The sequence below is a fragment of the Streptomyces sp. B1866 genome (assembly GCF_031932565.1).
In the GTDB taxonomy this organism is placed as follows: Bacteria; Actinomycetota; Actinomycetes; order Streptomycetales; family Streptomycetaceae; genus Streptomyces.
Window position 1 is genome coordinate 1 of record NZ_JAVSCF010000208.1, and the last position, 11,699, is coordinate 11,699.

At 75.0% G+C, this 11,699-nt stretch carries 12 protein-coding genes and 1 tRNA gene; 6 read left to right on the forward strand and 7 right to left on the reverse strand.

The genetic code is table 11. The features are described from left to right. Positions 1-1,445 (forward strand): DoxX family protein (locus RKE29_RS22725; RefSeq protein ID WP_312007422.1); only part of this gene is annotated, 1,445 nt, incomplete at its 5' end. Between the two features lie 295 nt (positions 1,446-1,740). Here the strand turns inward: RKE29_RS22725 and RKE29_RS22730 are convergent. The 3 genes from RKE29_RS22730 to RKE29_RS22740 form a co-directional block, all read right to left on the reverse strand. Continuing rightward, a complete protein-coding gene (locus tag RKE29_RS22730; RefSeq protein WP_312007423.1) occupies positions 1,741-2,457 on the reverse strand; it encodes a nucleotidyltransferase family protein in 717 nt (238 codons plus the stop codon). 42 nt (positions 2,458-2,499) lie between these two features. Then, positions 2,500-2,925, reverse strand: coding sequence for a hypothetical protein (locus tag RKE29_RS22735; protein WP_312007424.1), 426 nt, complete (start codon positions 2,923-2,925; stop codon positions 2,500-2,502). Between the two features lie 209 nt (positions 2,926-3,134). After that, complete coding sequence (locus RKE29_RS22740; RefSeq protein ID WP_312007434.1) at positions 3,135-4,262, reverse strand: sn-glycerol-3-phosphate ABC transporter ATP-binding protein UgpC; 1,128 nt, start codon at positions 4,260-4,262, stop codon at positions 3,135-3,137. A gap of 179 nt (positions 4,263-4,441) precedes the next feature. Between RKE29_RS22740 and RKE29_RS22745 the strand changes: the two genes are divergently transcribed. Further along, positions 4,442-4,514 (forward strand) — tRNA-Thr (locus RKE29_RS22745). Positions 4,515-4,575: 61 nt separating this feature from the next. Here RKE29_RS22745 and RKE29_RS22750 read toward each other — a convergent pair. Next, on the reverse strand, positions 4,576-5,388 hold the full coding sequence (locus tag RKE29_RS22750; protein ID WP_312007425.1) for a class I SAM-dependent methyltransferase: 813 nt from the start codon (positions 5,386-5,388) through the stop codon (positions 4,576-4,578). An 88-nt stretch (positions 5,389-5,476) separates the two neighbouring features. Between RKE29_RS22750 and RKE29_RS22755 the strand changes: the two genes are divergently transcribed. The 3 genes from RKE29_RS22755 to RKE29_RS22765 all read left to right on the forward strand — a co-directional run bounded on the left by RKE29_RS22755 (position 5,477) and on the right by RKE29_RS22765 (position 6,575). After that, positions 5,477-5,797 carry a helix-turn-helix transcriptional regulator gene (locus RKE29_RS22755; RefSeq protein ID WP_312007426.1) on the forward strand — a complete coding sequence of 107 codons (321 nt, stop codon included), beginning with the start codon at positions 5,477-5,479 and terminating at the stop codon, positions 5,795-5,797. Beyond that, positions 5,794-6,294 carry a hypothetical protein gene (locus tag RKE29_RS22760; protein WP_312007428.1) on the forward strand — a complete coding sequence of 167 codons (501 nt, stop codon included), beginning with the start codon at positions 5,794-5,796 and terminating at the stop codon, positions 6,292-6,294. Before RKE29_RS22755 ends, RKE29_RS22760 begins: the two co-directional genes overlap by 4 nt. A 92-nt stretch (positions 6,295-6,386) precedes the next feature. Beyond that, positions 6,387-6,575 carry a hypothetical protein gene (locus tag RKE29_RS22765; protein WP_312007429.1) on the forward strand — a complete coding sequence of 63 codons (189 nt, stop codon included), beginning with the start codon at positions 6,387-6,389 and terminating at the stop codon, positions 6,573-6,575. A gap of 76 nt (positions 6,576-6,651) precedes the next feature. Here the strand turns inward: RKE29_RS22765 and RKE29_RS22770 are convergent, their stop codons facing one another. From RKE29_RS22770 to RKE29_RS22780, 3 genes are all read right to left on the reverse strand, one after another. Next, positions 6,652-7,695 carry an alpha/beta hydrolase gene (locus RKE29_RS22770; RefSeq protein WP_312007430.1) on the reverse strand — a complete coding sequence of 348 codons (1,044 nt, stop codon included), beginning with the start codon at positions 7,693-7,695 and terminating at the stop codon, positions 6,652-6,654. A 221-nt stretch (positions 7,696-7,916) separates the two neighbouring features. After that, positions 7,917-8,858: a hypothetical protein gene (locus RKE29_RS22775; protein WP_312007431.1), complete on the reverse strand. Its 942-nt coding sequence runs from the start codon at positions 8,856-8,858 to the stop codon at positions 7,917-7,919. Beyond that, positions 8,855-9,322 carry a hypothetical protein gene (locus RKE29_RS22780; protein WP_312007432.1) on the reverse strand — a complete coding sequence of 156 codons (468 nt, stop codon included), beginning with the start codon at positions 9,320-9,322 and terminating at the stop codon, positions 8,855-8,857. Before RKE29_RS22780 ends, RKE29_RS22775 begins: the two co-directional genes overlap by 4 nt. 1,414 nt (positions 9,323-10,736) lie before the next feature. Between RKE29_RS22780 and RKE29_RS22785 the strand changes: the two genes are divergently transcribed. Beyond that, the gene (locus tag RKE29_RS22785; RefSeq protein WP_312007433.1) at positions 10,737-11,507 is read left to right on the forward strand and encodes a LuxR family transcriptional regulator; all 771 of its coding nucleotides are present in this window, start codon (positions 10,737-10,739) and stop codon (positions 11,505-11,507) included. Positions 11,508-11,699: the final 192 nt, after the last annotated feature.

Sequence of the window (11,699 nt, forward strand, 5' to 3'; positions counted from 1 at the left end):
CGGGCGCGCCGGGACCGCGGCCCCCGCGCGGGCCGTACGAGGGCTTCCCGGGGGCGGCGGAGGACGGCGGGCGCCCCGGGCCGTGGGAGGCCGGCGAGGCGCCCACCGGCCCGGTCCGTACGGCCCTCGGAGCCGGGCCCGGAGCCGGACCGGCGGCCACCGGCCACCCGGCGGGCCCCCGCTCCCAGGACCCCCGCTCCCAGGATCCCGGCGCGTTCGGCGGTGACCCGTCCGGCGTCCCGCACCCGCGGGCCCTGCCGGACCCTTCGGACCCGTACGACGACCGTTTCCCGCCGCAGTCTCCCCAGGACGCCTCCGACACCTCGGACGCGGACGCCTTCGACACCGGGGACCACGAGGACACCGTGCGGCTCGCCACGGCCGCGCGGCGCCGCCGCCGGGGCTCGGAGTCCGTCCGCCACGCGTACTACCCCGGCCGCCGCATGCACCTGGGCGTCGTGCTCCTCCCGCTGCGGGTCTTCCTGGGTCTCATCTCCATCTACGCGGGCATGGGCAAGCTCTCCGACCCGGTCTACTTCGACGGCGGCGAGCGCGGCTCGATGGTCACCTGGCTGCGGTCGCTGCACCCGTGGCCGGTCGCCCGGCCGCTGCTGGACGTGGCGCTCGCGCACCCGGTGGGCGCGGGGCTGACCGTGGCCTTCCTGGAGATCGTGGTCGGCGTGCTCACCGTCCTGGGCCTGTGGCAGCGGCTGGCGGCCGCGTTCGGCGCGCTGCTGTCGGCAGCACTGCTGATGACGGTCAGCTGGCGGACCGTACCGGCCTACGACGCGCCCGACATCATCTACCTGGCCGCCTGGAGCCCGCTGGTCATCGCCGGTGCCCCGGTGTACTCGGCGGACGCCCGGCTCGCCGGGGAGGCGTGGCGGAGGCTCGGCCCGCGCGCGGCGCTGTGGGACCTGCGGCGGCGCGTGCTGCGCAGGGGTGGGATGATGGCGGCGCTGGTGGCCGGGGTCACGCTGCTGTTCGGCTCGATGATCGGCGGGGCCGTACGGTCCTCGCACACGGTGACCGTCCCGGGCCCGCACGACCCGCCGCGCAACTACCTGCCCGGCTCCCCGCTGCCCGAGCGGCACCACGGCAGGCACGCGACCCCGCGCGTCCCGGCGGCCCCCAGCCAGACCGCACCCGCCGACCAGCGCTCCGCGCGCCCGTCGGCGTCGGCGCCCGCCGCCGTGCCGAGCGCGACCAGCGGCGCGGGGATGACCGGCGGAGGCCAGGGCCGTCCGAGCCACTCCAAGGCCGTCCCGGGCCGCGACCGGCCCACCGCGCAGACCCCGCGCAAGCCGCGGTCTCCCGCGGCCACGGCGGGCCCGACGGGCGGCGCCTCCCACGGCGGCGGCACGGGCGCCGGCTCGGGCGCGCCGGACACGTCGAGCGGCGGGTACGACACCAGCGGCGGCGCACTGGGCGGGTTGCTGGGCTGAGCGACGGGCCCGGCCGGCCCGCAGGGGAGCGGCGGCCGGGCCCGGAAGTCCGACCGGCCCCCCGCCGAACCAGGAGCCACCGAACCGGGACCGGACAGGGACTGGCCGGACCGAGACCGGACCAGGACCAGCCCCGACCAGGACCGGACAGGGGCTGGCCCGGCCGGGACCGGACCAGGAGCCGCCGAACCGGGCCCCAAGCCGACCCCGTACCGCCCGCCCCGCACGCGCACCGGCGAACTCGTACCGGCGCACTCATTCCGGCGGACTCGTACCGGCGGCCGAAGGCCAGAGGTCACCCCCCGGCGAGCTCCTTGGCGGCCTCGGTGAGGTCCTTGGCGGTGTCGATGGCCCGCCAGTACGCGCCGTGCGGCAGCGGGAAGCCCGCCAGGCGCCGCTCGCGGGCCAGGCCGGGGAAGGTGGTGCGCTCGTGGTCGCCGCGGTCGGGCAGCAGGCTCGCGAAGGCGGCGGAGAAGACGTAGACGCCCGCGTTGATGAGGTACGGCGAGGGCGGCGCCTCGATGAAGTCGAGCACGTGCCCGAACTCGTCGGTCTCCACCGCGCCCCAGGGAATGTGCGGGCGGGCCAGCGCGAGCGTGGCGACGGCGTCGCGCTCGCGGTGGAAGTCCGCCATGTCACGCAGGGAGAAGCGGGTCCAGATGTCGCCGTTCGTGGCGTACCAGGGCCGGTCCTGGTGGGGGAGGGAGGCGGCGGCGAACTTCAATCCGCCGCCGCGGCCCAGGGGCTCCTTCTCCACGACCGTGGTCACGCGCAGCGGCAGGTCGGCGGAGTCGAGCCAGTCCTGGAGGACGCCCGCGAGGTGGCCGCAGGAGATCACGGCGTCGGTGACGCCCTCGGCGGCGAGCCAGGCGAGCTGGTGGCCGATGATCGGGGTTCCGGTGCCCGGGATCTCGACCATCGGCTTGGGACGGTCGTCGGTGTACGGGCGCAGCCGCGAGCCCTGGCCTCCGGCCAGGACCACGGCCTGCGTGGGGTGCGCGGCGGGTGTCATGCCTGCACGATAGGCGCTCCCGGCCCGCCCGCCACGGCCGCGTCAGCGATTCGCCCGCGCCACTCCCGACGCGTACGAGGTGTCGCACACGGGCCGCGCGTACTGCTGGGCGTGCGCGGCGCCGCCGTACTTCACGACCGCGGCGCGGCCGAGGGAGCGGGCGATGGACACGCAGTGCCGGGCGAGCGAGGGGTGCCGGTCGGTCTCCTCCTGGAGGTGGGTGAGGGCGACGCCCGGGTTCTTCTCCTGAAGCTCCGTCAGCAGCCGGTCGCGCAGCACCTCGTGCGGCGGGCGGTGCGCGGCCGCGGCGGCCGGACCGTCGGCGGCGGCGAGGAGCTGCGATCCGGCGCCGGCGTCCGCCCACGGGACGCGGGTGACCGCGAGCGTCCCGGACAGGACGAGGAGGACGGGAAGGACGAAGGCGAGAGTTCTGCCGATGCGGCGGGCCGCGCGGTGGGCGATGTTCACGGGTCTTTCCTCGCGATCGGTGAGCGGTACGGAGGGTACGACGCGATGGTAGCGAGGAGTGATGATTTGGCGACATTTTGTCACCCCTCAGGGGGACGCCAAAGCGGTTTTTCCCGCAGGGGTGTTGACATCGGCTCTCTTCGCGCACGCGGAAGCCGCCCGCTCGCGATTGCGAACGGGCGGCTTCCGCGGGGCTCACGGCCCCCAGTTCAGTCGCTCAGCCGCTCACCGGTGGAGGTGGAGAAGACGTGCGTCTCGCCCGCCCGCGGCACCACGTGGATCCGCGACCCCTTCTCGGGCACGTCCCGGCCGCCGACGCGTACCACCAGGTCCTGCGGGGCGCCGCCGACCTCGGCGGACCCGTACACGTAGCCGTCCGCGCCCAGCTCCTCGACCACGTTGACGGTGATCGCCAGCCCGGCCGGACCGTCGGAGCCCTCGCCCTTGGACAGTCCGCCGCCCGCCTCGACCACGTCGAAGTGCTCGGGCCGCACCCCGACCGTCACCGTGCGGTCGCCCCTGTCGGCGGCGGCGGTCAGCGCCTCGCGGGAGACCGGCACGACGGTGTTGCCGAACTTCACGCCGCCGTCGGCGATCGGCACCTCCACCAGGTTCATGGCGGGGGAGCCGATGAAGCCCGCGACGAAGAGGTTGGCGGGCCGGTCGTACATGCGCCGCGGCGAGTCGATCTGCTGGAGCAGCCCGTCCTTGAGCACCGCCACCCGGTCGCCCATGGTCATGGCCTCGACCTGGTCGTGGGTGACGTACACGGTCGTGATCCCCAGCCGCCGCTGGAGCCCGGCGATCTGCGTACGGGTCTGGACGCGCAGCTTGGCGTCGAGGTTGGACAGCGGCTCGTCCATGAGGAACACCTGCGGCTCCCGCACGATCGCCCGCCCCATCGCCACCCGCTGCCGCTGCCCGCCGGACAGCGCCTTCGGCTTGCGGTCCAGGTACTCGGTCAGGTCGAGGATCTTCGCCGCGTCCTCCACCTTCTGCCGGATCTCCGACTTGTTCACCCCGGCGATCTTGAGCGCGAAGCCCATGTTCTGGGCGACGGTCATGTGCGGGTACAGCGCGTAGTTCTGGAACACCATGGCGATGTCCCGGTCCTTCGGCGGCAGATTCGTGACGTCCCGGTCCCCGATCCGGATCGCCCCGCCGTTCACGTCCTCCAGCCCGGCGAGCATCCGCAGGGAGGTGGACTTGCCGCAGCCCGAGGGCCCGACGAGGACGAGGAACTCCCCGTCCTCGATCGCGATGTCGAGCTGGTCGACGGCGGGCTTGTCGCTACCCGGGTAGATCCGGGTGGCCTTGTCGTACGTGACCGTGGCCATGGTGATGAGTCCCTTCACCGGCAGGAACGTGCCGGACGATCCGAGTAAAGGTGAACTGGTCTGGTCCACTAAGGGTGGAATGCCGTGACGCTACCTCTTCGGGACCGCCGTGTCAGCAGTCCGGCCCGCGGTAATTCGATCCGGCGCGGGGGTGGCGGTAGGTACACTGCTGGGGACGCGCCGACTTAGCTCAGCTGGTAGAGCGCCGCTCTTGTAAAGCGAAGGTCGTCGGTTCGAACCCGACAGTCGGCTCCTCTGGGACCCGCTCTGACCAGCGGGTCCCTTTCGCTGTCCGGAGCCTTTCCCTCAGGGCTCAGAGATTCGCTCCCGTCCCGCTCCCGTCCGGGCCGTCGTCACGGGCCGGGCGGTGGAAGAGGGCCGTCCACAGGAAGGGTTCGCCGAAGAGCGGGGACTCGGGGGGCTCGTCGCGCATGCGGCGCAGTTCGACCTCGGTCAGGTCGGAGAAGATCCGGCGCAGGGACTCCGGCGTGTAGGCGAGGCCGCCCTGGAGGCCCGGGAGGCTGTGGTGGTCGGACGGTCGGCGGTAGAAGGCCGCGTCGGGCAGTTCGGAGCCCATGGGCCCGGCCGCGAAGCAGGTGAGGGCGAAGTGGCCGTCGGGGGCCAGGGTCCGGTCCAGGAGGGCGAGGTAGCTGATGCGGCGGTGCGGGGGCAGGTGGTGGAGGCAGCCGGAGTCGTAGATCAGGTCGTACGGGCCGTCGAGGACGTCCGGGGCGAGGGCGAAGGCGTCGCCCTGGTGGAACCGGATGGTGGCCCCGGCCTCGCGGGCGCGGTCCTGGGCCCAGGTGAGGGCGGCGGGGGAGAGGTCCACGGCGTCGACGTCGAAGCCGGCGGCGGCGAGGCGGAGGGCGTTGCGGCCCGGGCCGCAGCCGAGGTCGAGGGCCCGGCCGGGGGTGAGCAGGCCGCGGTCGAGGTAGGAGGCGAGGTTCTCGTCCGGCTTGGATACGAAGAACGGGACGGGTCTGGCGCGGTCCGCGTAGAAGCCGTCCCACCAGGCGGCGCCCCCGGTCGTCCAGCGGTCCGCCTCGGGTGCGAACAGGCTGTCCAGGAGGGTGAGTACGTCCTCCACGGTGCGGATGTTCCGGTCTGTACGGTCCTTTCTCTCCATGGGGACACCCTAGGCGGCGGACGGCTTTCGCCTGGCGGCGCGAACAGATGTCGACATGTGTAGCACTATATGTGTAGGCTGTTGGCCCATGAAGCTGACCGAGCCTTTGGAGCGGGTGCTGCGGGTGTTCCTTTCGGACCCGGCGGCGTCGCGCTACGGCTACGAGTTGATGAAGGCGGCGAAGCTCGCCAGCGGGACCCTGTATCCGATGCTCGCCCGCCTTCAGGACGAGGGCCTGGTCACCTCCGCCTGGGAGACGCCCGAGGAGGCGGGCCAGCGACCGCGGCGGTACTACCAGTTGACCGGTGAGGGCGTCCGCGTGGCCCGGCTGGAGCTGGCGCAGCGGTCGCAGGGGCGGGGCGCCGCCGCGCCCGGCCGGACCCGGCCCTCGCCCGGCGGTGCTGCGTGAGCCTTCGCGCGCGGGTCCTGCGGTCTGGGGAGCGTCTGATCGGCCGGGCCTGCCGGTGGCTGCCCGAGGGCGAGCGGGAGGAGCGGTACGCGGAGTGGACGGCCGAGCTGGCCGCCGTGCTCGACGACCCCGACGGCGGCCCGGCGGCTCTGCGGGCCGTGCGCATGTTCGCGTTCGCGGCCGACCAGCGGCGCGGCGTGCGGTCCTGGCCGGCCCGGGTCCGTCCGGTCCGGCAGCGGCTGCTCAGCGGCGCTGACGTGTCGTTCGTGTCGCTGATCGCCCTCGTCGGTGTTCTGGTCTCGCTCCTCGTCGGCGAGATCGGCTACCTGGTCACCGCCACCGTCGCCGCCGGTATGGCCGTGCCGCTCGCCGTCGGCGCCGGCAGCGGCGGGTTCGCGCTGCTGTTCGTCTGCGTGGCCGTCGCGGGGCTGCGTGCGGCCCTGCTGGAGCGGCGGCGCGCGGAGCGCGACGGGCGGTCGCCCCGGGAGGAGGCGTGAGCGGCGGCCTGCCGGCCGGCGCCGCCGCGTCGCCGGTCCTCGGTGCGGCCTCGTCGGCCCTCGGGTTCCCGTGGTGGGCCTGCCTTGCCGGGGTGTTGGCATGGCCAGTGGTCTATATATGTCGGCTGGCCGTGATCTACCTCCTGGGGTCCAAGGCGCTCGACAAGGCGAACCCCGCGCAGGTGCCCGCCATCATGGACGCGGTCACCGAGCGCCGTACGGGCCGGAGGGGGCGTACGGGGCCCGCGGGTCCTGGTGGGCCGGGGCGTGCGGCTTCCTGAGAGGGGTGGGGCGTCCGGTCCGTAGGGGGTTCCGGGTGTCCGGTCTGCGGGAGGGCCTCGGTTCGGTGGCTTTCGGTCAGGAGGCCGGTTTCGCCTGGTCCGCGCTGATCTGCTCGGTGCTCGCCGGGGCTGCCGCCGCCGTGCCGGTGGCCAGCACCTCCCGTACGAAGGCGGTGATCTCGTCCAGCGCGGCGCGGCTCTCCGGCAGGGCGTTGCCGAGGACCGGAAACGCGTGTACCTGACCCTGCCAGACTTGCAAGGTGTGCCGTATGCCAGCTGCCGCGAGCCGTTCCGCCATCAGCTCGGCGTCGTAGCGCAGCACCTCGTCCTCGGCGCACTGGATGAGCACCGTCGGCAGGTCCGCCAACTCGCCGTTGACCGGCGAGCGGAGCGGGTCGACGGCCGTGCCCGCCGCGGTTCCGGTGCACATCCGGCCGGCCCGGGCCAGGCGCCGGGCCGGGATGAACACGTCGCGGCGGGCGCCCGGATACGCCAGCTTGGCGTCGCTGTCGAAGTCGAGCCACGGCGACAGGCCCACCACTCCGCCCGGTCCGGCGAGACCGGCGCGCCGGGCCGCCAGGGCCACGGCGAACGCCAGGTGGCCGCCCGCGGAGTCGCCCACGCACACGATCGAACCGGGCGCGTACCCCTGGCCCAGCAGCCAGCGGTAGGCGTCGAGCGCGTCGGCGAGCGACGCGTCCAGCAGGCCCTTGGGCAGCTGCCGGTAGTCCACGGAGAGCACGGGCAGGCCGGTGCGCAGCGCCAGCCGCTCCACCACGCGCCGGTGCGTGGCCAGGCCGCAGAAGAGGAAGGCGCCGCCGTGCAGGTACAGCAGGGCGCCGGCGGCGGGCCCGTCACCGGCCGTCGGCGCGTCGTCGGCCGGGGGCGCGGCCTCGCGTGGGCGGACCAGTTCGGCCCGCCAGGTGCCGCCCGTGACGCGCTCGTACGTGGTCGAGCGCAGCCGGGGCAGGGGCCGGAAGGCGAGGTCGAGCAGGGGCATCAGCCGGGACACGGGGCCGCGCAGGGGCCACCAGGCCAGTGTGGTCCGGACGAAGATCCGGGACAGGACGCGGATCAGCGCGGCGCGCCTGCTGTGCCCGCCCGGGCGGTACTCGTGCATGCCGTCGGCCTCCTCGCCGTCCCGCCGCGTCCGGCCCGTCCCGCCGCGTCTTCCGGCCCCGGGGTGAGGGCTGTGCCGCGGAGTCTGTCCGCCCTGCCGGGTCTGCCCGTCCTGCCGGGACCGGCTGATCGGCCGCTTCCGGCCGCTTCCGCCGCTTCGCGAGCGAGTGTGGCACAGGGGCCTACCGCGCAGTAGCCCGCGCGCGGCGCGCGCGTCGGAGCTCAGACCGGGCGAGGGCGCGGCGGCCGGGCGGCCGCGGACCGGCGGCGGTCGTGGCGCGCGGGGCCGGTGCCGGGGCGGCGGCCCAGGATGCGGCGCACCGGGCGCGGCAGGTGGGGAGACCGCTGACTGAACGTTTCTGCGGGCGGCCGCGGACCTCGCTCGCCGCGCCCGGCCGCCGGGCGGCCGATCAGCGGTATGCACAGGCCGGCCACCATCGCCAGCAGGCACAGGCCCGACACGGTCAGGCTGAGCGTCTTCTCTGCGCCGGCCAGCCACGGGTACCCGAGCCGGTGGGCGATGAGGTAGGCGATGTTCAGCAGCGAGTCGACGAGTCCGGCGAGGCCGCCGACGGCCAGGGCGGCGAAGCCGGCGGCGCGGGCGCGCTGCCGCCGCTCGTGCGCGCGCAGGGCCAGGGCGGCGGACCGTACGGTGATCTCGGCGGCCGCCACGGCGATGTACACGCGGTAGAGCATCAGGTAGGCCAGGACGCGGTCGCTGCCGGCGTGGCGGGGTGCGAAGGACAGGCCGTGGCCCTGCGAGAAGCCGAACTGGACCGCGAGCAGCACCAGTACGGCGGCGGTCGGCACCACGCGGAGGCGCACGCTCGTCCGCGGGCCGGTGCCGCCCTGCGGCCACTGGGCGAACATGATCTGGAGGCACCCGTAGAAGGCGACCGCCGCCATGGGGACGGCGAGCTGGCGCAGGTGGTCGAGGCCGGTCAGCGACTCGGCGGTCGCGGTGACGCCCGGCAGGGCGAGGAGGGTGGCGGCGAAGGCGACGCCGACCGCGGCGGTACGGGCCCAGCTGGAGGCGCGGAACGGCTGGTCGGCGCGCTGGGTGTAGGCGCGGTGGGCGCACAGGAGGAGAGCGGCCAGGGCGGCGGCCGCGGCACAGGGAGCGAGGGCCGTCTCGGTCGCGAACGCGGTCACGGGCGGGATCACGGGGGTGGTCGTCCTTCCAACTCGTCGTCGCCGGCCGTCCGGAGGGCGGCGTCGGCGGGGCTCGGGCGCCGTCGGAGGCGGCCGGGACGGGACAGGTCGTCGGCGGCGGGTGGCGCGGGGAGGCCGGGTACGTCCTGGGGCAGGCCTTTGCGGCGGCGTGCCGCGCGGAGGCGGTCGACGGCCTCGGCGGTGTCCTGCGGGGCGAGGCGGTCCGGGAGCCGCGGCGCCTCGCGCGCCCGGGGACGGGCGTCGAGGACGGCCGGGGCGGCGGCGTCGTCCCGCGGCGGGAGTAAGAAGGCGGTGGGGGTGGCGAGGGGGAAGGCGGTGTTCTCGCCGGTGGCCGGGTGGGCGGCCTGGCCGGGCGCGTGACCGCCTTCGGCGCGGCGCGGGCGCCGTGGCGGCGCGGTCTTCCGGCGGACGGGTGGAGAGGCGCCGTCGGCGCGGTGGACCTGGTCGTCGGTCATCCGGTTCTCCTCGGGTGCGGACGGCTGGAGCGCCGCGGCGGCCGTCGCGGGAATCCGCGGGTCACGTCCGCCGCGGAGTGAGGGACAGCCGCCCGGGCACGTCGGCGGTTATTCGCACGTATTTTCTATTGAGAAGGGTGGGTCTGTCGAGGTCCACGGAGGGCATTGTTGCTGGTGAGGCCCGCCTTCGGGTTCGTGGGGGCGCGCGGCGGGCTCGTACGGCGCGCGGCCGCCTGGCCGCACGCGCGTACGGGCGGACGGGGCCGGGGAGTTGGCGGGAGGCGCGGGGCGGGGAGCCTCGCGCGGGCGGCCGCCGGCCGGGCGCGGTTCGTAACGGCCGGGCGCGGGGTGGCGCGCCGTCCGGGTCGGCGGGCCCGGGCGCGCACCGGTCCGGCGGCCACGGGCGGCGGGGCCTCGCGGTGCGCCGCCGGGGGCCGGGGTACGGGCGCCGAGGCGGGGGACGAGGTGAGGTCACGCATCCGGCGTCACGCGCACGGCGCCAGTCTGCCACCTGGTAGGCGCTCTCCCCGCTCGTCTGTGACACCCCGCCAGGCACGCCCGGGGCCGGCCGGGCGGCCGTCGGTCAGGGCGCGGATCTGGCCAAAGTCGCCCCCGCGCGGCCCCGCCCGCGCCCGGGCACCCCGCCGCGCCGGCGTCGTGGAACGAGCCGTGGCGCCAGGGCGGCGCCTGGGTTTCGGCGCCGTGCTCCGGACGCCGGGCGCCATCCTTCGGCGGGCCGTTCCCGCCGCCCGCCCGTGCGTATGGCCGATTGGTGACGCGGGCCGGGCGGAAAGGCCGCCGGGAGGCGTCCCGATGCGGTACACAAGAATGAGACGTGCCATGGGTCCGCCCCAAGCACGCGAAACGGGACAGCTGTCAGCAAGCGGCCATCGGGCGACCAGACCATCGCTCGCTGTCGCGCCGCCGGTGCGCTGCGCACGCGCGGTACGGCCGCGCTGCCGGAGGCACCTCCTCGGGCATGCAGCTTGTGGACATCCCCGTGGAGCACCGGGGGCAGTCTTATGAGTGCGTGGCGAAGAAGGGCCGTTTTTACTTGTTCTTTATCGACGGGGGAGCGTTGACTGGGCCGTGGCCAGCGAACTAATCTCGCGCCGCGAAGGGCCTGCGGTGGCCCTTCGGTGTTAACGGCGTGCGGAACCGGCTCGGGGGATATGACGTCCACGTTAAGGGCCGGTTACGCGCAGGTGGGCGAGGGAGTGAGAACCGGGCGATCGTGTCAATCACGCCATTGGTGTCATTCCAGACCCGGGAGCCGTAGTCGGCAGCCGGTTATACGGCCGATGTTCTCCGCCGGTCTCCGGCACACCTGGACGGCGCACCTGGACGTTTCGACGGTATCGACGGTAATCGACGGGGTGCGCGGCGGGTGCGCAGCGTACCGCATGGGGGAGTCATGGCAGAACTGTCGAATCCTCAGGAGAGTTCCGACGGGGTGGAGCACGCGCTCAGGCAGGTGTGCGAGCTGATCGAGTCCGCGGTGTCCATGCGCCGCGACACACCCGCGTCCTCCTCTCCGCTGGTCCCGGCGACCGACGGCCCGGCCGTCCGCGGCGCCGTCTCGCAACTGCTCGCGCGGGCTCGGCACAGCGTCAACCTCGTCCTGCCCGGCACGTACGAGCGGGCCAGGCCGCTCGCGCCGCTGCTGGACCAGGTCGCGGACGTGGCGGCCTCCGGCGTCACCGTACGGCTGCTGTGCACGCCGCAGGTGCTCGTCCCGCTGGGCCTCCTCGGCCCGGCGCGCCGCGGCACGCTGGGCTACGAGGTCCGGGTGACCGACGCCGACCTGCCGGGCACGGCCATCGCGGACGGCCGGATCTCCTTCGGGCGGTCCGGGCCCGGCGGCGGCCACCGCTACGTCACCTTTAACACCGACCCGGCCTCGGTCCGCGCCCTCGACCTGATGTTCGCCGGCCTCTGGAGCAGCGCGACGCCGGTCCTGGACCACGTAAGGCTGGCCGAGCGGATGCGCACCGAGCCGGTCCGGCGCGTCCTCGGGCGGCTGCGCGAAGGGCATACCGACGACGTCGCGGCGAAGCAGATCCGCGTCTCGCTGCGCACCTACCGCCGCCACGTGGCGGCGATCATGCGCGACGTCGGGGCGAACTCCCGCTTCCAGGCGGGCGTCCGCGCGGTCGAGCTGGGGCTGCTGGCCGACCTCGACTGACGACGCCCCGCGCGGGGCGTCGCCGGACAGGCGAGAAGGTTCACGGGGGTGAGCAGGTTGAGGGAGCCCGCACGGTCCGGGGCCGGCGCGAAACGGGCGCGCCGCGGCGTCCAGCCGGGGCAGCGCGCCGGCGTGCCCGAGCAGCGCGGCCCGGTGGCCGAGCAGCGCGGCGGCGTGCCGGAGCCGCGCGGT